Origin of the sequence: Corynebacterium sp. c25Ua_89, from assembly GCF_047459735.1 — a bacterium.
Taxonomy (GTDB): Bacteria; Actinomycetota; Actinomycetes; order Mycobacteriales; family Mycobacteriaceae; genus Corynebacterium; species Corynebacterium simulans.
Genome location: NZ_JASBOD010000001.1, coordinates 181,170 through 203,710, shown reverse-complemented (window position 1 = coordinate 203,710; position 22,541 = coordinate 181,170). Strand labels below are relative to the sequence as shown.

22 protein-coding genes are annotated in these 22,541 nt (G+C 59.6%); 13 read left to right on the top strand and 9 right to left on the bottom strand.

From position 1 onward, the window contains the following. Positions 1-27 precede the first annotated feature (27 nt). Entirely contained in the window at positions 28-1,101 is a 1,074-nt protein-coding gene (locus tag QKB66_RS00970) for a biotin/lipoate A/B protein ligase family protein (RefSeq protein ID WP_248090826.1), read from the top strand. Positions 1,102-1,242: 141 nt separating this feature from the next. After that, positions 1,243-2,658, top strand: a complete 1,416-nt coding sequence (locus QKB66_RS00965) for a dicarboxylate/amino acid:cation symporter (RefSeq protein WP_414252489.1) — start codon at positions 1,243-1,245, stop codon at positions 2,656-2,658. Positions 2,659-2,777: 119 nt separating this feature from the next. On the opposite strand, the gene QKB66_RS00960 is transcribed toward QKB66_RS00965, so the two are convergent. The 6 genes from QKB66_RS00960 to QKB66_RS00935 form a co-directional block, all read right to left on the bottom strand. After that, positions 2,778-3,419 (bottom strand): pentapeptide repeat-containing protein, encoded by a 642-nt coding sequence (locus tag QKB66_RS00960; protein WP_414252488.1) that lies wholly within the window; start codon positions 3,417-3,419, stop codon positions 2,778-2,780. Between the two features lie 174 nt (positions 3,420-3,593). Continuing rightward, a complete protein-coding gene (locus QKB66_RS00955; protein ID WP_061921672.1) occupies positions 3,594-4,061 on the bottom strand; it encodes a hypothetical protein in 468 nt (155 codons plus the stop codon). Continuing rightward, positions 4,061-4,735, bottom strand: a complete 675-nt coding sequence (locus tag QKB66_RS00950; RefSeq protein WP_414252487.1) for a hypothetical protein — start codon at positions 4,733-4,735, stop codon at positions 4,061-4,063. Before QKB66_RS00950 ends, QKB66_RS00955 begins: the two co-directional genes overlap by 1 nt. Positions 4,736-4,893: 158 nt before the next feature. Further along, complete coding sequence (locus QKB66_RS00945) at positions 4,894-6,090, bottom strand: MFS transporter (protein ID WP_005531827.1); 1,197 nt, start codon at positions 6,088-6,090, stop codon at positions 4,894-4,896. A 67-nt stretch (positions 6,091-6,157) separates the two neighbouring features. Beyond that, on the bottom strand, positions 6,158-7,231 hold the full coding sequence (locus tag QKB66_RS00940; RefSeq protein ID WP_414252486.1) for a GTP-binding protein: 1,074 nt from the start codon (positions 7,229-7,231) through the stop codon (positions 6,158-6,160). Next, complete coding sequence (locus QKB66_RS00935) at positions 7,149-7,571, bottom strand: D-arabinono-1,4-lactone oxidase (protein WP_414252636.1); 423 nt, start codon at positions 7,569-7,571, stop codon at positions 7,149-7,151. Before QKB66_RS00935 ends, QKB66_RS00940 begins: the two co-directional genes overlap by 83 nt. A gap of 366 nt (positions 7,572-7,937) precedes the next feature. Between QKB66_RS00935 and QKB66_RS00930 the strand changes: the two genes are divergently transcribed. Together QKB66_RS00930 and QKB66_RS00925 are read left to right on the top strand one after the other, a co-directional pair. Then, positions 7,938-9,485, top strand: coding sequence for a succinic semialdehyde dehydrogenase (locus QKB66_RS00930; protein ID WP_414252485.1), 1,548 nt, complete (start codon positions 7,938-7,940; stop codon positions 9,483-9,485). Positions 9,486-9,495: 10 nt separating this feature from the next. Then, on the top strand, positions 9,496-10,452 hold the full coding sequence (locus tag QKB66_RS00925) for a DNA glycosylase AlkZ-like family protein (protein WP_414252484.1): 957 nt from the start codon (positions 9,496-9,498) through the stop codon (positions 10,450-10,452). A gap of 9 nt (positions 10,453-10,461) precedes the next feature. Here the strand turns inward: QKB66_RS00925 and QKB66_RS00920 are convergent, their stop codons facing one another. After that, positions 10,462-11,370, bottom strand: a complete 909-nt coding sequence (locus QKB66_RS00920) for a cation diffusion facilitator family transporter (protein WP_414252483.1) — start codon at positions 11,368-11,370, stop codon at positions 10,462-10,464. A 129-nt stretch (positions 11,371-11,499) separates the two neighbouring features. On the opposite strand from QKB66_RS00920, the gene QKB66_RS00915 reads away from it, so the two are divergent. Genes QKB66_RS00915 through QKB66_RS00890 form a run of 6 tightly spaced genes read left to right on the top strand, consistent with a single transcriptional unit; the run spans position 11,500 to position 16,487 of the window. Then, a complete protein-coding gene (locus QKB66_RS00915) occupies positions 11,500-12,156 on the top strand; it encodes an HAD family hydrolase (protein WP_414252482.1) in 657 nt (218 codons plus the stop codon). A 26-nt stretch (positions 12,157-12,182) separates the two neighbouring features. Next, the gene (locus tag QKB66_RS00910) at positions 12,183-13,175 is read left to right on the top strand and encodes a phosphate/phosphite/phosphonate ABC transporter substrate-binding protein (protein WP_414252481.1); all 993 of its coding nucleotides are present in this window, start codon (positions 12,183-12,185) and stop codon (positions 13,173-13,175) included. 45 nt (positions 13,176-13,220) lie between these two features. Beyond that, positions 13,221-14,021 carry a phosphonate ABC transporter ATP-binding protein gene (phnC, locus tag QKB66_RS00905; RefSeq protein ID WP_070433432.1) on the top strand — a complete coding sequence of 267 codons (801 nt, stop codon included), beginning with the start codon at positions 13,221-13,223 and terminating at the stop codon, positions 14,019-14,021. Further along, positions 14,018-14,812 carry a phosphonate ABC transporter, permease protein PhnE gene (phnE, locus tag QKB66_RS00900; protein WP_070433431.1) on the top strand — a complete coding sequence of 265 codons (795 nt, stop codon included), beginning with the start codon at positions 14,018-14,020 and terminating at the stop codon, positions 14,810-14,812. Before phnC ends, phnE (QKB66_RS00900) begins: the two co-directional genes overlap by 4 nt. Then, complete coding sequence (gene phnE, locus QKB66_RS00895; protein WP_414252480.1) at positions 14,809-15,627, top strand: phosphonate ABC transporter, permease protein PhnE; 819 nt, start codon at positions 14,809-14,811, stop codon at positions 15,625-15,627. Before phnE (QKB66_RS00900) ends, phnE (QKB66_RS00895) begins: the two co-directional genes overlap by 4 nt. Before the next feature lie 17 nt (positions 15,628-15,644). Beyond that, positions 15,645-16,487 (top strand): MurR/RpiR family transcriptional regulator, encoded by an 843-nt coding sequence (locus QKB66_RS00890; RefSeq protein WP_070433429.1) that lies wholly within the window; start codon positions 15,645-15,647, stop codon positions 16,485-16,487. Here the strand turns inward: QKB66_RS00890 and ychF are convergent, their stop codons facing one another. Next, complete coding sequence (ychF, locus tag QKB66_RS00885) at positions 16,488-17,573, bottom strand: redox-regulated ATPase YchF (protein ID WP_414252479.1); 1,086 nt, start codon at positions 17,571-17,573, stop codon at positions 16,488-16,490. A gap of 47 nt (positions 17,574-17,620) precedes the next feature. On the opposite strand from ychF, the gene QKB66_RS00880 reads away from it, so the two are divergent. From QKB66_RS00880 to QKB66_RS00870, 3 genes are all read left to right on the top strand, one after another. Further along, positions 17,621-19,150, top strand: a complete 1,530-nt coding sequence (locus tag QKB66_RS00880; RefSeq protein ID WP_248090878.1) for an AI-2E family transporter — start codon at positions 17,621-17,623, stop codon at positions 19,148-19,150. Between the two features lie 46 nt (positions 19,151-19,196). Then, positions 19,197-20,270 carry a DNA recombination protein RmuC gene (locus QKB66_RS00875; protein ID WP_414252478.1) on the top strand — a complete coding sequence of 358 codons (1,074 nt, stop codon included), beginning with the start codon at positions 19,197-19,199 and terminating at the stop codon, positions 20,268-20,270. A gap of 91 nt (positions 20,271-20,361) precedes the next feature. After that, complete coding sequence (locus tag QKB66_RS00870; RefSeq protein ID WP_414252477.1) at positions 20,362-21,276, top strand: DUF6542 domain-containing protein; 915 nt, start codon at positions 20,362-20,364, stop codon at positions 21,274-21,276. A 102-nt stretch (positions 21,277-21,378) separates the two neighbouring features. Here QKB66_RS00870 and QKB66_RS00865 read toward each other — a convergent pair whose 3' ends face one another. After that, on the bottom strand, positions 21,379-22,350 hold the full coding sequence (locus QKB66_RS00865) for a 4-hydroxy-3-methylbut-2-enyl diphosphate reductase (protein WP_062035508.1): 972 nt from the start codon (positions 22,348-22,350) through the stop codon (positions 21,379-21,381). Positions 22,351-22,541: the final 191 nt, after the last annotated feature.

Here is a 22,541-nt window from a genome sequence, read left to right as displayed (position 1 = left end):
CGGCCGCCCTACAACGTTGACCAAAGTATGGCTAACCCAACACATTTCGAACTCAAAGTCCCAGGCGGCAAGCTCCTTGTCGTAGACATCGAGGTCACCGACGGTACTATCTCCTCCGCGCAGGTCTCGGGCGATTTCTTCCTTGAGCCGGAAGAGGCCTTCGAGGCTCTCGGCCCCACGCTGGAGGGCTCCAAGGTTTCTGATTCCACGCAAGAGATCACCGCGCGGCTCGATGCAGCACTCGCCAAGATTGAGGCGGAGCATCCTGTAGCCCTCCACGGCTTTTCCACGCACGACCTGGCCGTAGCTGTTAAGCGTGCGCTCTCAGGCGGCACCGACTTCACCGACCACGAGTGGGAGATCCTGCAGCCCGGCGTCTTGCCAACCCCAGTAAACGTTGCACTGGACGAGGTCATTTTGAACGAGGTCGCCGAAGGAAAGCGCGGCCCCACCCTGCGCTTCTGGGAGTGGGATGACCGCGCCGTTGTCTTTGGCAGCTACCAAAGCTATGCCAACGAGCTGGACCAAGAGGGCGTCGACAAGCACGGCATCACTCCGGTGCGTCGCATGTCGGGCGGCGGCGCAATGTTCATGGAAGGCGGCAACTGCATTACCTATTCCATCTATGCGCCTGAGTCCCTAGTTGCCGGGTACTCCTACGAGGCTTCCTATGCCTATTTGGACCAGTGGGTGTTGGCCGCGCTGGCTAAGCACGGCGTCAATGCCTGGTACGTTCCCATCAACGACATCACCTCCGACGGCGGAAAGATCGGCGGTGCCGCACAGAAGCGCCGCGCGGGCGCCGTCCTTCACCACACCACGATGAGCTACGACATCGATGCAGACAAGATGATGGAAGTCCTGCGCATCGGCAAGGTGAAGGTCTCCTCGAAGGGACTTTCCTCCGCCAAAAAGCGCGTGGACCCGCTGCGCCGCCAGACCGGCGTGGCGCGCGAGGAGATCATCGAAACGATGGCCCGTGAGTTCGCTACCCGCTATGGTGCGAAGCACGCAGCGCTCGACGAGGACACGCTCAACGCCGCGAAGCAGCTCGTTGAGGTTAAGTACTCCACCGAGGGATGGACCAAGCGCATCCCGTAACTAGGCCTATCTGAAGCTGCCTCAGGTTAGGAGTGTTTAGCTGCGCGAACGTGGTTGAGTGCGAACTCACATTATTTGCGCGGGAATTTAATGCACACGTATCCTGTTGACATCAATAGTGAACCGATCAGTTCAAAATTTATGAACTGGACAGTTCAAAAACATACAAAGCTGTCTGAAGGATTCCTCGTGTCTCAACCACAAACGCAATCACGGAAACTGCCTAGCTGGGTAACCGGCTTCGGCGCCCAGGTCATTGCGGGCCTCATCATCGGCCTGATCCTGGGATTTATCGCTTCCAAAATGGACGCTAGCCTGCCGGCCGACGATGAGAAGGGCTCCTGGCTCACCCAGACCCTCACCGGCGTGGGCAGCGCTTATGTCCAGCTACTCAAGGTGATGGTCCCGCCACTCATCTTCGCGGCAGTGGTGACCTCCGTGGCTAACCTCCGCAAGGTGGCCAACGCCGCCTCGCTGGCTATCTCTACCCTGGTGTGGTTTGCCATCACCGCTTTCTTCTCCGTCATCACGGGCATCCTCGTCGCACTCGTGATGAAGCCGGGCGTGGGCACCACCGTGGATGTCGCCAGCGCAGCGGAGCCGTCCCACGTCGGTTCGTGGACGGCTTTCCTGCAGCAGCTCATCCCCTCGAACTTCATCGGTATGAAGGCTTCCTTCGACGAAGGCGAGGTTTCCCTAGGCTTCGGCGCCCTTCAGCTGCTGGTTATCTCCCTGGCGCTGGGCATTGCCGCCGTGAAGGCCGGCAAGGCAGCCGACCCATTCCTGCGCTTTACCGAGTCCTTCCTGAAGGTCATCCAGGTTGTCTTGTGGTGGATCATCCGCCTGGCGCCGGTTGGCACCGCAGCCCTCATCGGTAAAGCAGTGGCCACCTACGGCTGGGACGCACTGGGTTCCCTGGGCAAGTTCGTGCTCGCGATGTACGTGGGCTTGGCAATCGTCATCGGCGTGGTTTACCCGGCAGTTCTTGCTTTCAACAAGATTCCGGTCGTGGGCTTTTACAAGCGCGTGTGGCCAGTGTTCTCCTTGGGTTTTGTCACTCGTTCCTCCATGGGCGTTATGCCGGTTACGGAGCGTTACACCGAGCAGGCAATGGGTGTGCCGAGCGAGTACGCTTCCTTCGCCATCCCGCTGGGTGCTACCACCAAGATGGACGGCTGCGCTTCGGTCTACCCTGCTATCGCCGCCATCTTCATCGCTCAGTTCTACAACATTGACTTGACGTTGACGCAGTACCTTCTCATTATCTTCGTCTCCGTCATCGGTTCTGCCGCAACCGCGGGCACCACGGGCGCAACCGTCATGTTGACCCTGACCCTGTCCACCCTGGGCTTGCCTTTGGCTGGTGTTGGTCTGCTGCTGGCTATCGAGCCGATCATCGATATGGGTCGTACCGCCGTGAACGTTACCGGCCAGGCGCTGTGTGCCACGATCGTCGCCAAGCGCGCCGGTATCCAGAACCAAGAGGTGTGGGACGCAGCCGAGCACGGCGTATCCGGCTTGATGGAGTCCGAAGAGCGCGAGTCCGTCAACGCCTAATAAACTTAGGCATTAACGCAGGGAGGCACCTCACTGAGTGGGGTGCCTTCTTCATTTTGCTTCGGTTACTCTCGATGCCGGTCAGACTCGGTCAGTGCCGGTCGGCGGTGGGTTGTGTGCTAGTCGACGATCGCCCCAAGAAAGGCCGCCATGGCAGGTGCCAGGTGGACGGCCTGTTCGTTAGTGAGTACCGCGCCTTTGAGGGAACCCACACCAGAGATAGCGTCGAAGTCGAGGCCGCGGAAGTCCACGTCTTTCATCCGCGCCGCATCCACCCGCAGGGTCCGAGCACGGCAGCCCCGGAAGGCCACGCGTTGGGCCTGCACCTGGGACAAATCGACTTCGTCGAATACGCAGTCTTCAAAGAGGACATCCCGCAATGTTCCACCAGAATGGTTAGTCCAGGCGAACTTGCACCCGCTGAACTTCACCGAAAAGAGGTTCGCTTCACCGAAGTCTGCAGCGCCAAAGCGGGAATCAGCCACCTCGACGTCGCGAAGCACGGTGCGCGCCATCCTCCATCCTGGCGCATCGAGGCCGGTCAGCTCGCACTCGGTGAAAGTAGATGAGGAAAGGTCGATTCCGTCGAGTGAGGAATCAGCAACCATGCACCCAGTCAGTGACATCCCTTGAAGGTTGCGCTCAAACTCGCCGGAGAACCACTCGTTTTCAAACACTCCCCTCGCGTCCAGTCCCAGGCCTTCCCGCACTTCCAGGTGCAATGAAGATAGTTGGGGCGCTTGGACGATCCGGCGAGTCACTGCTTACTTCCTTGTTGGTCGTGTTTTATTCATTTACGCGTTGCGTTCTATAGGTGCAAGCTTACGCAGCACCAACTCCGGCATCCACGAACGTGCCCCGATTGTGCGGGCAAGCATCCAGACAAGAACGAGAAGGGCTGCAACTGCCGCGAAGACAGCAGCGACGCTGCAGGCTCACAAAGTCGCGGGATCGACTGGAACGCTGATCGATTGTGCAGGAAGATAAGGGCGCAACAAGGCTAGGAGGCCAAAGTGGCGCTTGTTGAGCAGTGGATTGAACAGGCTCCGTGCGCTGATCTGAAGGTCCGGCTCAGCAGTCAGCAACGCTTGGTAAACCGGCCACTGCTCCTCATCCGACGCTAAAGAGTGAACCAAATGAACCCAGACGGTTTCGCCAAAGCGATTGACAGCGTTGGGATCGGCGCCTGCAGCGATGAGCTTTTCGATGACTGGGGCGTCCTGCGCGCAGAGCTCTGGGTTGTCCGCCAGCTCCGGCAACAGCTTGGTTGGCGGTGCCCAACCGAACTCAAGCATCGCCGTGAGAGCCTCAACTCTTTCGGCAGTATCACGGACACGCGATGCATCAAAGAATACGGCTTCCGGGTCATGGCTCGCCCAGTCGATAGTGTCAACGAAAGTCATTACTGTGCCTCCTGGAGTTGAATCACGAGCCAATCGGGAATCCATTCCGCGGTGCGCGGGAAAGTCTCTAAGTCGGCCGCCCACTGCTGCGGGCTAGGTTGTACAGACCACGCCGGGCGGTAAGCAAAGTTAGGTCTGAGGACAAAACCGTTAGGGCCCGGCTTACCGTGCAGCGAGAGCCACGCTCCACGGGGATCGTCTTTGCAATAGCGGGCATCCAAGAATTCGGCACGCTTGCCTGCTGGCAGTTCTCCGCTGACCTCGTAGATTTCGCCGCATGCACGCAGCACAAACTCTGGCAGGTCGGCGTCGATGGTGCCGTAGTAAGGCTCCTCCTGGCTGTTAACAGGCACGGCAGGAGCAACGCCGTATTTTTCTTCGGCCCACTGACGCGCGGATTCGAGTTGAGTGCGGGCCTGGGGACGCAGCTCATCCACCTCTTGCGCGGAAAGGCTCTTGCCATCGATGATGATGCCGTGTTCGGCAGGAGCGAAGTCGATGAGCTCTCTCATCGTCATCTGCAACTGTGCTCCCCTGAAAGGCGCGATGTCGAGGGTATGCGCCTCCAGATGCGGTAGCTTTTTGCGGCTGCGAATCTTGAGCCGGAGCGGACGCGGCTTTGCTAGCGCCACTCCGACCAACGGGGCGAAGTTGAAAGCATCGGGCTTTTCCATGGCAGTCTCCTGTCACGTATAACTACAAAGTCGTTGAGCATGTGCCGCCTAGTGTAAATAATTACTGTGACGTCCGCCCCAGGAGTTTCCGCACTGAAGTTTCACGCTGCGCAAAGCGCTAAGAAATGGCTGTGCTGCACCAGCCGCAGACCGAGGAGCTAAGCAGTGGCAGCCGTAACGTGCACTGTTTCGCCGTATGCGCGCCGACCATGCACGAAGTAGTACAGCACCGTCGCCACGGCCACGGTTGCGGCAAGCACCCAATACATAGCGGAGTAGCCCAGCGCAGAAATCAGCATGCCCAAGACCACGGGGCCAAAGCCGATTCCGATGTCGAGGAGTAAGAAGAGCGTCGAAATACCCGCGCCCATCTCGTGCGGAGCCACGAGGCGCACGGCCACCGCTTGCGCCGCCGGCATGATGGAGCCATAGCCCAAGCCAACCAAAGCACCCGCGATGACGACCTCCCAGTCAGCTACTGCGATAGCAAGCACCACGAGACCAATCATGAACGAAGCGAGTGCACCGTAGAAGATGACGTTATCGCCGTGGCGATCCTGGACACGGCCCAAGACAAAGCGCATCGCGAGGCTGACAATCGCATAGGCAATGAAGAAGAAGCTGGCGCCCGTCGCCAGGTCGGACGCGTCAGCATAAGCGTTGAGGTACGTGATGATGCCTGCATAAGCAACGCCGATGAGAAGCATGAAGAAGCCAAAGGGCGCGACCGCCGGGTGGACGATGTTGGCCAGGCTAAAGGTCACGCTGGGGCGCTCCTGCGTAGGAATCTTGAGTGCCAGTGTCAAAGCCAAGGCACATACCGTGAGGCTGAGCACCACAACGAAGATGGTGTTGTAGCCACTCGCACCGACGATAGCCAGTCCTGCCGCCGGGCCAAAAGCGGTGGCAAGGGTAGTTCCCAAGGCAAAGTAGCCCGTGCCCTCAGCACGGCGATGGTCAGGAATGACGGACTGTGCCACGGCCATGACGGCAGTCGACGCCACCGCATAACCCAGGCCATGAATGATGCGCACGACGATAAGCAGTGCCAACGAGTGCGCAACAAAATACGCGGCACATGCCACGGTCACGAGAACCAACGAGACCAAGAGGGACTTTTTACGTCCTGCCGCATCAACCAGATATCCCGAGAACAGTCGCGCAATGGTCGCACCGACCACGAAGGAGCTGGAGGCAAAGCCGCCTGCTGTGTCTGATGCACCAAACTGTTGCACCGCATACAAAGCCATGATCGTCACCAACAGGTAAAAGACCATGAATTGGGCAAAATTAACCAGCCATGCAAAGACGAATGTTGGGGTGATGAGTTTCTGCTCAGCGGACGTAGGAAACACCTTCTTGACGCATATGGAGTTAAAATCAACCCTAAAACGGTATCAGACCCTTAATCGGCGCATGGCACTAGCTGGGCAGCAGAGCGGCTACCTCGGCGTCGGAAAGCACTGCGTCCTCGAAGTTGCGCAGCGTCTCCTCCGCGTTGAACTCCACACCGATGAGCACGACCTCAGAGCCCGGCGTCACTCCGTTGGAGGCCCACAGTGAGGCCGGCTGAATCTGCAGGTTTGGCCCTGCCTGCTGCCAGGCGTGGGCAACGCGCAGATCCGTGTCGATCCAGCAATACCCCTTGGAGCGAACCAGCCCGGTACTCGCGCGCAGCGCCTTGAGCAGTCGCTCACGATTGAACGGCCTATCGGAGCGAAAGACGACGGAAGAAATCCCGTACTCCTCAGTCTCCGGTGTGTGTGGATTGGCCAGTTCCTCAGCATAGCCGTGATAGGTCGCGGCGGTAGCGGGGTTATAAAGGGCGGCATCGAGGATGAGCTCGGTGGCGATGACGCCGTTGGTCACCGGCACCACCTTGGCGCGGCGGTTCATAGCCTTGACGGTAGCGATGACCCGCTCGGTCTCCTCCGCGTCGACGAGATCGGTCTTGGTAATCAAGATAAGGTCGGCGAACTCAACCTGGTCCACTAAAAGGTCCGCGATGGTCCGGTCATCTTCCGGAGTCGCTTCGATTCCCTGTGAGACAAGGCTGCGGCCGCGACGTAGCTGGTCTAAGAAGGTCGAAGCGTCGACGAGCGAGACCATCGTGTCGATGTTCGCGTAGTCCTGCAGCTTGAATCCGTCTTCAAATTCCCACTCGAAAGTGGCGGCAACCGGCATCGGCTCGGAGATGCCGGTCGACTCAATGATGATCTGGTCATATCTGCCTGACCTTGCAAGGCGCGCAACCGAGTCGATGAGGTCCTCACGCAGGGTGCAACAGATGCAGCCGTTGGACAGCTCCACGAAACGGTCTTCGCCGCGTTCGAGGTGGCCCTCCCCTGCAACGAGCGCCGCGTCTATGTTGACCTCGGAGAAGTCGTTGACGATGACGGCTAGCTTGCGGCCTTCACGGTTGGCCAAAAGGTGATTGAGCACAGTGGTTTTGCCGCTGCCTAAGAATCCAGAAAGAACAGTCACGGGTGTAGTCATTCCGCAAATGATAATCATTTTCAATTATGGAGACAACTACGCTCCAACCGAAAACCCTCCGCATGTAATCAGAACCAAAGCGCCACTGCGGGTCCAGTTCCTCACGCAGGGCACAGAACTCGTCGAAGCGCGGATACAGCGCGGAGAAGTCTGCCCGCATCAAGGTGTTCATCTTGCCCCAGTGTGGGCGGCCGCCGGCGGCCTTCAGAATGGACTCCACCTTTGGCAAGTATTCGTATGGGTTTTTGAAACGCGGGACGTGGAACGCGATGTACATCGACTCGCGGCCGTTGGCGGTAGACAGCGCGACGTCGTCAGGTGCCGTGGTGCGTAGCTCCAGCGGGAAAGCAATCTGTCAGCCCTGTGCATCAATTAAACGTCGGATTTCTCGCACCACTTCAGGTCCATCCGCCAGTGGTCGACTTCGCGGGAGTGCGGATGAGTGAGCGCCGCGGTCCGACTTTGACGCCACGCAGATGGGAAGCCCACCCGCACGCGTCACCATTTGTTCCGCGTTGAAGTCGAAAGCGGCAATGTCAATGACACCAAGAGGGGCAGCCGCCTCGCCGGCCCTGACGAGTGGCGCGATAGTTTCCCGGAGCTGCGGGCTCGGAATTTTTGAAAGCGTTGCCATGAAGTCATGCCGCTCACACCAGCACTATTATTGCGATACATATCACAATCAGTTTCTGGCACTATAGACTCCATGAAAACCTTCACTAGTGCTCATCTCCCGCCGCGCGTCTCTGATTTCCTGGCCACCAACCCGGTAGGCGACGTGCGCGGTTCCGGCGCTCAACACACAGCACTCATGCCGTTTACTGGTGAAGAGCTTTTCTCCTTCCCCACGGCCACGCCTGAGGACGTCGCCGCTGCCGTCACCACCGCACGGGCCGGGGTGGGCCACGGCAATCGCGGGCGCATACTGCTCAAGCTTCACGACCTAATCCGGAAACATGAAGAGCTCATCCTCGACCTCATTCAGGCTGAGAACGGCAAGTCCCGCTCGCACGCCTACGACGAGGTGATGGACCTCTATAACTGCGCGCGCTTTTATGGCGTGAACATACGCAAGGCCTTTGGTCCGGAGCGTCATCCCGGCGCGTTGCCGGTGCTCACCAAGACGCGCACCCAGCACTACCCACTGGGCGTCGTGGGGCTCATCTCCCCGTGGAACTATCCGCTTTCCTTGGGCGTGGGCGACGTGCTGGCGGCGCTTTCTGCTGGCAACTCTGTGGTTCACAAGCCTGATTCCCAAACCACGCTGACGGCAATCTTGGTCCGCCGGCTGGCGATTGAGGCCGGCCTTCCGGAGGCCGCCTGGCAGCTGGTTCCCGGCCGGGGTGCGGAGGTGGGCGACGCCTTGATCCCCCTCGTCGACGGTCTTTCCTTTACCGGTTCCACCAAGGTGGGCAAGTCCATTGCTGCCCAGGCGGCCGGACGTCTCATCCCCACAATGTTGGAGCTCGGCGGTAAGAATCCAATGCTGGTGCTTGACGACGCTCCCCTTGAGCCCACCGCTCGCGGCGCCGTACGCACGGCCTTCTCGTCTTCGGGCCAACTGTGCATGTCCGCCGAACGGGCCTATGTACACGAGAGCATCTTCGAGGAGTTCCTCGCCGAACTCAAGAACGCGCTGGAGGAGCACGTTCTGGGCGCGGCCTTCTCCGATGCCGCAACTATCGGCTCACTCACCTCGCAGCGCCAGCTTGATACAGTCGTCGCCCACGTGGAGGACGCCGTGTCTAAAGGGGCCACCGTACTTTATGGCGGACAAGCCCGCCCAGATCTTGGGCCCCTCTTCTATGAACCTACCGTGCTCACCGGTGTGAACCCAGAGATGGACCTCTATGCCACCGAGACTTTCGGCCCCGTGCTCGCTGTCTATCCGATCAGCTCTGATGCCGAAGCCATCCAGCTCGCCAACGACACCACCTACGGCCTATCGGCATCGGTGTGGTCCGGAAACTCCCGTCGCGCATGGAAGGTCGCTTCCCAGCTGGAAGCCGGCATGGTCAATATCAACGAGGGCTTCGCCGCCGCTTACGGCTCCATCGCGGCCCCTGGCGGCGGCGTCAAGGAGTCCGGACTGAACCACCGACACGGCATTACCGGCATGCGCCTATGGGCCAACGAGCGCACCGTGGCTGAACAGCGACTGCATCCCTTGGCACCGTCGGAGTACATCTCACCGGAGCGCTTCCGTGCCCTCGTTTCCACGGGCATGCAGCTGATGAAGACCTTCCGGCTTTAAAGGAGAAACCATGCACGAGCTATCCCGTGATGAACTCCTAGCGCGCCGGCTCATTGCCCAAGGGCTAGCGCCATCGGCCGCGCGGCCATCGCTCGCCTCGGCGCTGGACGTCGCTGAGCATCTCCTTGCTCTACAGGGACAGACCTACGACGCTGGTGTTCGTGCACTTTCCCTGCGCGCCGGGTGTGACGATGACAAGGTTCTGAAAGAGATAGAAAGCTACTGCGTGGTGCGCTGCTGGCCCCAGCGAGGGACGTTGCACTTCATGCCGGCTGCCGACGTCCGCTGGATGTCCTGTCTCCTCTATCCACGCATCGCCGCAAGCCAGAAGTCTCGGCGCCCCAGTCTAGGGCTCAGCGAAGAGATGTTTGAAGCGTGCTCAGAGGCCCTCCATAGCGCAGCCACCACACCATTAACCCGCGCGCAGGTCTATGAGCTTTTCGCCGAGACGGGCGTGGATCCCACAGAAGGTCGCGGCTCCCACTTACTGCGTGCCTTCGGCGGTGCAGGTGACCTCGTCCAAGGCCCCAAGGACGGCAACCAGGAAACCTTTCTTCACGTTGATGCACTTCCCGTTGCCCAACACGAGCCCGCGCATCCCCTTCACGAACTTGGTCAACGGTATATCTCAGGTCATGGTCCGGTCTCGGTAGAAGACCTCCAAGCGTGGTCAAAGCTCAGCAAGACTCAAGCCACCACAGCTTTGAAGTCGGCAGACGCTCGACGCACTCGCCACGATGGCCAAGACTTTTGGATGGCCAATTGGCAGGAAGATGTTTCTGCGGAGGACATCCGTACTGCCCTAGAACTACGACTCGAGCTGCCTGCGTTCGACGAATACTTGCTGGGCTACACCAACAAGGACTGGATTGTCCCCGATGAGATCCGCGTCAATGTCCTCACCAAGAACGGTCTGAGTTGGCCGTGGGTAATGGAAGGCGGACGCGGCGTGGCCAGCCTGCGCTAGCTGCAAACATTACGGCATGCGCAGAATCCGGCGATGAACCGTTCCTGCAGGCTCGACGTGGATAAAGACCTCAGCACCGGGGAAAAGCTCGTCGATGGCGTCTTCGATGTGGTCGGCAATAGTGTGCGAGTGCAGTACCGTCCACTGGCCGGGGACATCCATCGTGAGATACACCAAGCGGTTGCGGCCCGAAGCAACGGTGCGCCGCGAAGTAAACTCCACGTCATGGTGCTCCTCCAGCTCGTTGAGGAGGGCGTCGAGCTGCGCGTATTCTTTCTTGGGCAAGGACTCCGACAACAGGGAGCTCAACGATTCTTTGAGCAACTTGTAGCCAGTCCACAAAATATTGAGGCCTACGGCAAACGCGATGATCGGATCCAGCCACAGCCAGCCTGTCAACGCCACTGCTCCAATACCGACGATAACGCCGACGGACGTCCAGACGTCGGTAAGCAAGTGCTTTCCATCTGCTTGCAAGGTGGCCGAACGGTGTTGTTTTCCCGCGCGCACAAGTAGAAGGCCCACGCCCAGGTTCAGTAGGGAGGCCACGAGCGATAGTAAAAGTCCGAGCCCAGGCTGCTCCAGCGGCTGCGGCTCTAGAAGTCGGCGAATCGCCGTGTAAATAATCATCGCCGCAGCGACGAAGATCATTGCACCCTCCACCAGCGCGGAAACATATTCGGCTTTGCCGTGGCCGAACTGGTGGTTTGCGTCTGCCGGCTTTGCCGCAATCCTAATAGCCACAAAACCTACAACGGCGGCGACGAGGTTCACACCAGATTCGAGGGCGTCGGAAAGAAAGCCCACCGATCCCGTCACCGCAGCAGCGACAATCTTGAGCGCGATCGTGGCCACTGCTGTAGCGATGGAGAGCTTCATAAAGCGTTCAAGCAGCAACTGCTCGTTGGGAAGAGACATAGTGTCGACCTTCAAAGAGAGATTTTCTACAGCCCCTTAGAGTACCAAAGCCGGATGTGCACGCACTGTTCACTAAATGTTTACCGCGTGCGGTCGCGAAGTACATAAACCGCTATTAGTTTGTACTTTATGTCCACAGACATAACTCGCCCAGTCCTTCTCTTCGATTTTGACGGAACCGTCAGCCTTGGCCACGGCCCCGTTCTGGCCTATGCGCACCTCATTGCGGAGAAAGCCGGGCACCCATCCATTGCTCAAGACGCCGAAGCGCTGCTGAACTCCCTTAACGTCGGCTCAGCACGCGACGGTTACCACCTCGTCCGCACTCTCGCCGCCGAACTCGACGTGCCGGAAGAGACCTGCCAGGAGGCATATCTGGCTTCCCGGGAGAACCTCGCCGACACCGGTATCACCGCCCCTGAGGGGCTTGCCGAATTCCTTGCCTCCTACCCCGGCCGCGCCATTCTGGCGACTAACTCTCCAGAGATTGGCCTCAGCGCTGCCCTTCACGCACTGGGCCTCGACAGGTCCTTCGACACCGTCTACACCAGGGTGGGCAAACCTGAAGGCCTTACCCACATCCTGGACACCGATCTCGCCGACACGGATCCGACTCGCCTCATCTCCTTCGGCGATATTTGGGAGTTCGACCTCGCACCCGTGGCCGCCGTAGGCGGACACACCGTGCTCGTTGACTCCCCCTTCGCAACCTCCCCTGCGGCTGACCCGACTTGGCGCGTCACCCGCGTCACCGACATCTTTCCCGAACTGACCTCCGCTCTTTAACCCACACGCACAGAAAGACATTCATTATGCGCCGTTTCACCGCTCTTGCCGCCACCGCCCTTACCTTGTCCCTCTCCCTCACCGCCTGCTCTTCCGACTCCGATAACGGTTCCGATTCTGCCAAGGGCTCCGATGAGAAGCTCACCCTCGCGCTCATACCGAACGAGAAGGTCAATGACCTGGTAACCACTGCGAAGCCGCTGACCGATTACCTCTCCGAGGAACTCGGCGTGGAGGTTGAGGGTGTCGTGACCAAGGATTACCAGGCCGCCGTCGAGGCCATCGGCTCGGGCCAGGCGGACATCGCCATCGCCTCCGCGGCACAGCTGGCCTCCGCTGAAGACATGTACGACGCCCACGCTGTGCTGCAGGACGAGCGCTTCGGTGCAGATTCCTACGCCGGCCAGTTCGTCACCAACAACCCGGACAAGTACTGCGAGGATGAGCCAGTCAAGTCCACCTATGCTGCCAGCGGCGCCGAGTACCTCTACTGCAACGACACCGCCACCGCAGACAAGAACAAGGGCCAGGGGCCGAAGGGCCTCGAGGCGCTCAAGAAGATCGATGGTGAGACCACTGTCGCTTTGCTCGGCGCTACCTCCCCGGCCGGCTACCAGCTGCCGGTCATGGCCATGGAATCCCAGGGTATTGACGTTGACAGCCTCAAGAAGGTCCCGGTGACCTCCAACGATGCTTCCATAATGGCCGTCTACAACGGCGACGCTGAGGTGGGCTTTAGCTTCTGGGACGCCCGCTCCACTATCGACCCTTCCGAGGCCCCTGATTTGGCTGAGAAGCTCGTCGTCTTCGGATACACCGACATGTACCCCAACGGCGGCGTCGTCATTTCGGACGATGTCCCAGAAGAGCGCCGCAAGGAAATCACCGAACTCATGGATGGTTTCTCTGAGGTCGACCCAGACACGATGTCCGCCATCTTCGATATCACCGACTGGGTTCCGGCTAAGAAGGAATCCATTGACATGGCGCGCAAGGTCAACGAGCGCTTCGCGCAGTAGGTTCGCGCTCCTCCACTGCCCATTTCCCACTCAGAAAGGTTCCCCATGACGGAGGAGAAGGCGTGGGGCATTCGGTTCGAGAATGTCTCGGTGCGCTACCCCAACGGAACGCTGGCGCTTGACGACGTCTCCGTGGACATCGCCCCCGGTGAATTCGTCGCCATCGTCGGTCTCTCTGGTTCCGGTAAGTCCACGTTCATCCGCAGCATTAATGGGCTCGTTAAGCCGACGTCGGGAAAAATCTTCGTTGGCCCCCACGAGATATCCGCCGCGAAAGGCTCCCAGCTGCGTAAGCTCCGTGGCCGCATCGGCATGATTTTCCAGGAGTTCAACCTGGCGGATCGCGCGAGTGTGTTCGCCAACGTGCTCGTTGGCCGCTTCTCCCACAACCCTGGTTGGCGCACGTTGCTGGGCATCTCCACGTCGGAGGACAAAGCGGTTATCGCCGAGGCGTTGGAATCCGTGGGCATCCTCGACAAAGCGTGGAACAAGGCCGGCGCCTTGTCTGGTGGCCAAAAGCAGCGCGTGGCCATTGCCCGCGCCCTCTCCCAGAAGCCGGCCATCATGCTAGCCGATGAACCGGTAGCCTCCCTCGACCCACCCACCGCGCATTCCGTTATGAAGGACTTGCGCCGCATCAACGCCGAGCGCGACCTCACCACTCTTGTGAACTTGCACCTCGTCGATTTGGCGCAAGACTATGCCACCCGCATCATCGGCATTCGCCACGGCAAGATCGTCTTCGATGGCCCCGCCCAGGGGTCCACCGTGGAGGATTTCGAGGCCATTTATGGCCGCCGGATCCGCGAGGAGGACCAGCTTGGGGGCCAAGGGAGCGCAGTATGACAGCCGTACTTCCTCCTCGTCAGCGCAACTGGCCCGGCATTCTCGGTGGGCTCGCCGCGTTCATCGCGCTGACCATCGCCACGTGCATCCCCGCCTGGGGCGGAATCGACATCAACCTGGGTCACATCGCACGCAACTGGCGCAACGGTGCCGACAGGCTCGCGCAGATGTTCACCCCGGATTGGTCGATCCTTCCGCGCACGTGGGAGCCTCTGCTCGAGACCCTAGCCATGGCCGTGGTGGGTGCCGCCATTTCCGCAGTGATTGCCCTTCCGCTGTCGTTGTGGGCCGCGCGCCCGACAAATCCGTCGACGCCGTGGCGCACACTCGTGCGCGGTATCGTCAACGTTATCCGCGCGGTGCCCGATCTCGTGTACGCCACCATTCTCGTCGCCATGCTCGGTGTGGGTGCCCTCCCGGGCATCACTACGCTGGTGCTTTTCGACGTCGGCATCGTAGTCAAGCTCGTCTCCGAAGCGATCGACTCCGCTGATGACTCCTACATGGAAGCCGGCCGCGCCGCTGGTGGTGCGCAGAATCAGATCAATCGCGTGACTGCTCTCCCACAAACCTGGCCTGCCTTTGCCAGCCAGGTCATTTACTCTCTCGAACTCAACGTCCGTATCTCCGCGGTATTGGGACTCGTGGGCGCGGGTGGCATTGGCTTGCTCATCGATGAGGTCCGCGGCTTCTACCGCTACGATGCGCTTTCCGCCATCGTGCTAGAGCTGCTCGTCGTCGTCATCGCCCTTGAAGTCGTATCCGTCAACCTGCGAAAGAGGTTGCGATGAACACTGCACTTCCAGCAACTGCACCATCCGCGCTACCTTCACATTCCCGCAGCTGGGGTGTTTGGGCTGCGTGGGCCGGAATTTTGGTCATCCTTGCGCTGTCATTCGGCTACATCGATGTCAATTTGTCCGCGCTCAAAGAGCTCCCCGCCAACATCTGGCACTACCTCGTACTCATGTTTTCGAACCCGGACTGGTCCAAGCTTGGTGAAGCGCTCCTCCAGACGTGGCGCTCCGTGGCCATGGCGTGGATCGGCGCGCTGCTTGGCGTCGTGCTTTCTACAATCCTCGGCGTCCTCGCCGCGAACACTGTCTTCCCTGGCTGGGTATGCCTGCCGCTGCGCGCGCTCTTCGCCATCATCCGCGCGGTCCCGGAGATCATCATCGCCATCATTATTCTGACAGTCACTGGACTCACTCCTTTTACAGGTGCGCTCGCCTTGGCGATCGGCGGTATCGGTACACATGCCAAGTGGACCTATGAGGCCATCGAAACCGCGCCGACCGGCCCGGCTGAGGCCGTCAAAGCCTCTGGCGGCACCCTCGCAGAAATGGTGCGTTGGGGAACGTGGCCAATCGTCCAGCCTGAATTAGCATCCCTGGCGCTCTATCGCTTTGAGATCAACGTGCGTACGTCCGCCGTCCTCGGCCTCATTGGAGTGGGTGGTATCGGCGACATGCTCACCGGCTATACGCAGTACCGACAGTGGGACGTCGTAGGCGTACTGCTTATAGTCGTCATTGTCATCACCATGTCCATCGACGCCATCTCCGGTGCCATTCGCCGCCGGATCGTGGCAGCCAAATACACCTAAACAAACCCCCAGACCCTATGACTGATACTGCCCCACCTTCCGCACACATCACTACGCGCATGCCTAGCTTGCAGCCCATCGAGCAGCGCGTGGCCCAAGCCATCTTGGAGGACATGGACTTTGTCCTCCACGCCACGGCGGATCAGCTCGCGGCTAAGGTCGGCACCTCCCGCACTTCAGTCATCCGCACAGCGAAAGCACTGGGCTACGACGGCTATCAGCACCTGCGTGTGGCTCTCACCCAGGAGATCGCTCAGCGGCCACAGCCGCTTCCCGACGCCGACTCCACCCACGTCGGCCGCATGTCCGCCGAAATTGCCTCCTTCAGCAATTATCTTCATGGGCTCACTGCGCTCCTCGATGAACAAGAGCTTTCGTCCACGGTGGCAGCACTATCGAGCGCCAAGCGCGTCCTCGTCGTGGGTAACGGACTGTCGGCGACTCTCGCGCAGACCACAGCGCTGCGGCTCACCAGCATTGGACGTCCAGCCGAGTTTGTGGGCGAAGCCATGGGCCAGCACATCGCAGCTACACAGCTCGATTCCGAGTGCGTGTGCCTCGTTGTCTCTGGCTCTGGGGCCACCACACTCACGCTCAACGCCGCCACCGCGGCTGAAAAGACGGGAGCGACCATCATCGCGCTAACCTCGTTTACCTCTTCGCCGCTGGCGGAGCTTTCTGCCTACACGCTGGTTATTCCCTCCCCCGACGGCACCTTTCGTGCCGAACTCGCGGATGCCTCACGTGTCGCCTTTCTTCTTATCCTCGAGGCGCTCGTCACGCTCGTGGATTCACACCTCGAGAATGTCGAAGCTCGGCGCACCGTTCTCTCGGTACTGCAATCCGCGATGGAAGGTTAGCTAACCACCAACCTTGAAGTCGCAGACGTCGCCGTCCTGCATGATGTATTCTTTGCCCTCTTGGCGGACCTTGCCGGCATTGCGGGCTTCGGCCATGGAACCGGCGGCATCCAGATCATCGAAGGAGACGATCTCAGCCTTAATGAACTTCTTTTCGAAGTCGGTGTGGATGACGCCTGCTGCGGCAGGAGCCGCCGCGCCCTGCTTGATGGTCCAAGCACGCGCTTCCTTCGGGCCTGCGGTCAGGTAGGTCTGCAAGCCGAGGGTGGCAAAACCTGCTTTAGCCAGAGTTGCCAGGCCAGGCTCGGTCTGGCCGACGGACTCGAGCAGTTCCATTGCCTCTTCCTCGTCGAGCTCAAGCAGCTCGGTCTCAGTCTGTGCATCGAGGAAGACGCACTCTGCTGGGGCGACGAGCTCGGCGAGCTCGGCCTTCTTCGCGTCGTCGGTAAGCACTGCTTCGTCGGAGTTGAACACGTACAGGAACGGCTTCGCCGTCATCAAGTGAAGCTCACGAACCAGTGCGAGGTCGATCTCGCCATTCTTGGAAGCGGCGAAGAGCGTGCGGTCATCCTCCAGGATTTCCTGTGCCTTCTTGGTAGCCTCGACGGTCTCGGCCAGCTCCTTGTTCTTGCGCGCTTCCTTCTCCAGGCGCGGCAGGGCTTTTTCAATGGTCTGCAGATCCGCCAGGATGAGCTCGGTGTTAATCACGGAAATATCGTGGGCAGGATCGACCTTGCCATCGACGTGAATGACATTGTCATCGGCAAAGGCGCGCACGACCTGGCAGATAGCATCTGCCTCACGGATGTTGGCAAGGAAGGCGTTACCCATGCCTTCACCCTTGGATGCGCCTTCGACGATTCCGGCGATGTCCACGAAGGACACGGTCGCCGGCAGGATGCGCTCGGAGCTAAAGATCTCCGCCAAGCGGTTAAGGCGGTGATCCGGTAACTCGACGAGGCCGACGTTCGGCTCGATGGTGGCGAACGGGTAGTTCGCTGCCAGAATGTCAGAACGGGTCAGGGCATTAAACAGTGTGGACTTGCCAACGTTAGGCAGGCCGACGATTCCAAGTGTAAGACTCACAGGGGCAATCCTAACGCACCCAAGGTTTTTTAAGGCAAGATGGTGGGGTGAGTTCTCATTCGCCTTCCTCATCATCCACGCCGCCATCCGGTCACCACTCGGATCCGGACCACGCTGGGCTCGGCGATCGTTTTGACGAGTCTGTTGATGCCGCAGCGCTTGACGACGTCTCCCCTCACCCACCCGGAGACCAAGTCGACCGTTCCGTTGTAGTCGGCGAGGTAATTAAGTCTGCTTCCCTATGGGCACTGCGTCTTTTCGTCATGTGCCTTTTCCTTTATGCACTATTCCGCATCGCAGGCAACCTCTGGCGCGGCATCCTGCCTATCCTGTTGGCTCTCATCATCTGCACAGTTTTGGCTCCGATCACCCGGTGGCTGCGCCGCCACCATGTGCCAAGTTCGCTAGCAGCGGCGTTGACGATCTTGGTTTCCTTCAGCGCACTGGGCGCGCTGTTTCTTTTCATCGCGCCGAATTTTGTGCGGCAATCCCAAACGCTTTATTTGCAAACAGCCAACGGCATTCAGGCACTGCGCCTATGGGTCCAGCAGCCGCCGCTGAATCTCAATGAGGATCAGATCGGCACCTACATCGATGAAATCGCCGCCTGGGCACAAAAGCAGGCCGGCACCATTGCAGGATCCGTGTTCAACGGTATTGGGCAGGCAACCAACATCATCGTGACCTTGATGGTGGTTTTAGTCTTGACCTTCTTCTTCTTGAAGGATGGTCACCGCTTCCTGCCATGGCTGCGCGAAGCCACGGGCCGGCGCACCGGTTGGCATTTGACGGAACTGCTCACCCGAGGCTGGAACACACTGGGCGGTTTCGTGCGTGCCCAGGCGCTCGTATCGCTAGTCGACGCCATCTTCATCGGCATCGGCCTGGCCATCATCGGGGTCCCGCTGGCACTAACGCTGGCCATCATCACCTTCGTTGCGGGCTTTATTCCCTTTGTTGGCGCGATCGTCGCCGGCGCGCTTTCGGTGACCATCGCCTTGGTCTCCTTGGGAATCACCAAAGCACTGTTGGTCTTGGCGCTCGTGCTCTTGGTCCAGCAGCTTGAGGGCAACGTGCTCTCCCCCTGGCTGCAATCCAAGGCGATGAACCTGCACCCCGTCGTTGTGCTGACTTCCGTCACTGTGGGCTCTGCCCTCTTTAACCTCGTGGGTGCGTTCTTGGCAGTGCCAGCGGCCGCAATGTTCGCTGTGGCGTATCGCTACTTCCAGGACATGATGATGCTGCAGTCTGGCGAGAAAACCGCAGAGGATATGCATTTTGCCACGGTGGCAGGCTTCCTCATTGGCCGCTATACCCAAGAGCAGGGCGATCATAAGCGGGAGGCCTGGTTGGAGATGCCGGACCACGCCGCCCCGGAGGCCGCGCCTGCCGATGTTGCTAATCACGGCAATAATCCGCACCTCGACGCTGCGGTCGATATGGATGCCCGCCCTACTGGTACGGGTGAGGGAGAAGCGCCTGCTTCCCGCGGCACGCAGATGCGCGTTGTACGAGGTGGCGTACAAAAAGCTATGTCGCGCGTCGAACATCTGTTGCATCCACGCCGCGAAGATTAGTCCAAGACAGACGGCAATGTCCGGAGCACGTGCTTAGGTGGTGGCTATGTCTACCACCTTGCCCGTGCTTTTGTTATTTCTAGGTCTTTTCATCGGCGCCATTTTGGGCTGGCTGCTGCGCGAATACCGCAGCAATTCCGCGCGCCCCAGCGATGAGTATCGCGCGCTACAGGAATCGCAACGCCGGCAAGCGGAGCTTGCGCCTTTAGAGAAAGCTATGGACCGCTTGGGATTCAAACTGCAGGAATTAGAGGAAGACCGCGCCACTGCCCTAGCAGCATTATCGAGCCAAGTCCAGGCTGTTACCCGGACTTCAACCAGGCTTACAGATCGCACTGACAAGCTCGTGGGCGCTCTGCGTTCCCCCAACGTCCGCGGCCGCTGGGGCGAGATACAACTAGAACGCGTCGTGGAAATCGGCGGCATGACCAAACACGTGGATTTCGATTCCCAGGTAACAGCAACACTCAACGGAAAGTCCGTACGCCCCGACCTAGTAGTGCATCTAGCAGGTGGGCGCAACATCGCTGTCGATGCCAAGGTGCCGTTTTCTTCTTATTTGGACGCAATGGACACCGAAGATCCAGAGGAGCACGCAGGTTACCTCCGCCGGCACGCACACCTGTTACGCAACCATGTTCAAGCGCTCTCCCATCGCGATTACATTGAGGCCTTCTCTCCCACCCCTGAGTTCGTAGTGCTCTTCGTCCCGGCGGATCCGTTCCTTGAAGCCGCATTGAGTATCGATCCTGAGCTGCTCGAGTTCGCCTTCGGGCGCAACATCGTCATCGCCACGCCAAGCACACTCTTCGCGCTCCTGCGCACCGTGGCGCTGGGATGGCGGCACGAAGACATTTCCGAGAAAGCACGTGAGGTGCAACGTCTTGGCCGCGAGCTCTATGCGCGGCTAGGTACTCTCAACGAGCACTATGAGAAAGTCGGCCGCAGCCTTGAAAAAGCAGTCGAAGCATTCAACTCCAGTCTCGGCTCCTTGGATTTACGCGTGGGGGTTACTGCACGCAGGCTCTACGAGCTGGAGATTCCGGCACGCACCGATAAAAAGCCGATCTCCCCGCGCCCCATCGAGGCAGAACCGCGGCACCTACGCTTTGGGGAATAGCTGCATTTACCTCCTTCATGGAAAATAAATTTCGCCACATTCGGGCGAAGATATAACGATAAGCCCAGCCAACGCTGTAGAATCTTCCGGCGTGTCACTTGCCAAAAATCGAAACCACCGAGCCGCGCGTGAAACTTCCGCCGCTGCGCACGAGCTGCCGCTAGCCAAGGGTCTCCTTGGCCTAGTAGCCACGTTCGTCGTAGCCGCACTGATCACGATTGCCGTGGGTTCGATTGGTTGGCCATTCTTCATCATCTTCGGCGCCGGTGCGCTGGCAGTCACCTACTTCGCCCGCCTGCGCAGCTTGTACCTCCTGGTTGTCAGCATTCCAGTTGTGTTTACGGTCGCTATTGTGTTGACCTCCTGGGTGCTGACTATTCAAGCCGCGCCAAAAGGCGCATCGCCGTTTTCGACCACGTCCCTGCTATCCGCAGCGTTCCCTTTCATCGAGCGTTTCCCCTGGTTGCTCATCGTATTTTTATTGTGCGCTACCCTTGCCGTGGTCCGTCTATGGCGACACAAGAACTTGGCTCGAACCCGCGACGCCAAGGCACAGGTTGCCCGTCGCGCAGAGCAAGAAACCAATGAGCGCACTACCAACGAGCGTCTTTCCGTTGCCGAGCTTATGGCTCGTGACCGCCGTTATCGTGATGCAGAAGGCTCGGGTGAAGCACTTCCCCAGAGTTCGCAGCGCCGCCGTACCCGTGCCCGCGAGTTGGACCGCGAGGTTCGTCGCCGCCGCCAGGCAGAAGAACGCGAGCAGCAAGCCCGAGAGCGCGTGGCTCAAGCACGCTCCTACCGCGAGGCGCGTGAGGCCCGCGAGCGGGGTACCACAGCTAGCTCCGCGGAGTACGACGATTCCGACTTCGCACCGCGCCGCCCCGACCCCGCACGCCGTGCTGGCGATATAGATGAATCCCGCGACGCCGAAACCACCGAGCCTAAGGCGTCCAAGGCAAAGCCAAAGTCCTCGTTCTTGGAAGACAATCTCTACGACGAAGACTAGTTCACCGCGCAAACCAGCTCGAATACTAGCTATCAATAAAGCACCCAGGGCAGCCATTTGCTGCTCTGAGTGCTTTTCTTTTTGTGGCTTAGGAGGGCATCCTTAAGCCTTCGGGGCCTGCGACGTGCGCGCCGGACGCAGCTCACGTGGCAGGGAGAACTGGATAGTCTCGGTGGAAGTAGTAACTTGCTCAACGTTGCTGTAACCACGCTCGTCGAGGAACTCGAGCACCTCGCGCACGAGCAGCTCAGGTACAGAAGCACCACAGGTAACACCGACGGTCTCGACGCCTTCGAGCCACGCCTCATCGATCTCGCGGGCGAAGTCGACGAGGTGGGAAGCCTTGGCTCCTGCCTCTAGCGCCACCTCAACTAGGCGCACGGAGTTCGAGGAATTCTTCGAGCCCACCACAATCATCAAATCGCACTTCGGAGCAATATTCTTCACCGACTCCTGGCGGTTCTGGGTGGCGTAGCAGATGTCGTCTGAAGGCGGATTCTCGAGGTGCGGAAAGCGCTCGCGCAGCTTATTCACAATAGTGATGGTCTCATCCACCGAGAGGGTGGTCTGGGATAGCCAGATGAGCTTTTCATCTTGCAGGGACTCAGGCAGCTTGTCGACGCCCTCGATGCCATCGACCAAGTGGGTGACCTCAGGAGCCTCGCCGGCGGTGCCTTCGACCTCTTCGTGGCCTTCGTGGCCCACCAACAAGATGTGGTAGCCATCTCGCTGGAAACGGCGCGCCTCGTTATGCACCTTGGTCACCAGCGGGCAAGTTGCGTCAAGGGTCAACTGCTTGCGGCCTTCAGCCTCCTCACGCACCGCCGGGGCGATACCGTGTGCGGAAAAGACGAGGTGCGCACCCTCGGGCGCTTCGGATGCTTCCTCGACGAAGATGACGCCTCGCTCAGCTAGCGATTCCACGACGTAGCGGTTGTGAACAATCTGCTTACGCACATAAATCGGTGCGCCGTACTTCTCAAGTGCCTTTTCCACCGTCTCAACTGCGCGATCGACACCGGCACAATAACCGCGCGGTGCTGCCAGGAGAACGTTCTTGCCAGTCTCAGTCATGCTTTCCAGCGTATCTAAAACTGCTTTGAAACAGTAGATTGGGTCGCTTGGCAAAGGCAATAGGTGGCCTAATTCTGACGTGGACAGCAATGTGACTTCGCTCGGACGTTCTCTAGCACGCTGACCTTTAAATTTGCCCAAGCTGGCTGCCCCCGAAGACCACATGTCCGGGCTGGGCAATAGACTAAGTG

What these genes read in the sequence shown, in the direction of transcription:
- QKB66_RS00890 (WP_070433429.1), top strand. Translation starts at nt 15,645, where the DNA reads ATGACTGATACTGCCCCACCTTCCGCACACATCACTACGCGCATGCCT.
- QKB66_RS00950 (WP_414252487.1), bottom strand. Translation starts at nt 4,735, where the DNA reads ATGGAAAAGCCCGATGCTTTCAACTTCGCCCCGTTGGTCGGAGTGGCG.
- QKB66_RS00910 (WP_414252481.1), top strand. Translation starts at nt 12,183, where the DNA reads ATGCGCCGTTTCACCGCTCTTGCCGCCACCGCCCTTACCTTGTCCCTC.
- QKB66_RS00970 (WP_248090826.1), top strand. Translation starts at nt 28, where the DNA reads ATGGCTAACCCAACACATTTCGAACTCAAAGTCCCAGGCGGCAAGCTC.
- phnE (WP_414252480.1), top strand. Translation starts at nt 14,809, where the DNA reads ATGAACACTGCACTTCCAGCAACTGCACCATCCGCGCTACCTTCACAT.
- QKB66_RS00875 (WP_414252478.1), top strand. Translation starts at nt 19,197, where the DNA reads ATGTCTACCACCTTGCCCGTGCTTTTGTTATTTCTAGGTCTTTTCATC.
- QKB66_RS00865 (WP_062035508.1), bottom strand. Translation starts at nt 22,350, where the DNA reads ATGACTGAGACTGGCAAGAACGTTCTCCTGGCAGCACCGCGCGGTTAT.
- QKB66_RS00915 (WP_414252482.1), top strand. Translation starts at nt 11,500, where the DNA reads ATGTCCACAGACATAACTCGCCCAGTCCTTCTCTTCGATTTTGACGGA.
- QKB66_RS00955 (WP_061921672.1), bottom strand. Translation starts at nt 4,061, where the DNA reads ATGACTTTCGTTGACACTATCGACTGGGCGAGCCATGACCCGGAAGCC.
- QKB66_RS00920 (WP_414252483.1), bottom strand. Translation starts at nt 11,370, where the DNA reads ATGTCTCTTCCCAACGAGCAGTTGCTGCTTGAACGCTTTATGAAGCTC.
- QKB66_RS00965 (WP_414252489.1), top strand. Translation starts at nt 1,243, where the DNA reads ATGAACTGGACAGTTCAAAAACATACAAAGCTGTCTGAAGGATTCCTC.
- phnC (WP_070433432.1), top strand. Translation starts at nt 13,221, where the DNA reads ATGACGGAGGAGAAGGCGTGGGGCATTCGGTTCGAGAATGTCTCGGTG.
- QKB66_RS00940 (WP_414252486.1), bottom strand. Translation starts at nt 7,231, where the DNA reads ATGACTACACCCGTGACTGTTCTTTCTGGATTCTTAGGCAGCGGCAAA.
- QKB66_RS00930 (WP_414252485.1), top strand. Translation starts at nt 7,938, where the DNA reads ATGAAAACCTTCACTAGTGCTCATCTCCCGCCGCGCGTCTCTGATTTC.
- QKB66_RS00925 (WP_414252484.1), top strand. Translation starts at nt 9,496, where the DNA reads ATGCACGAGCTATCCCGTGATGAACTCCTAGCGCGCCGGCTCATTGCC.
- phnE (WP_070433431.1), top strand. Translation starts at nt 14,018, where the DNA reads ATGACAGCCGTACTTCCTCCTCGTCAGCGCAACTGGCCCGGCATTCTC.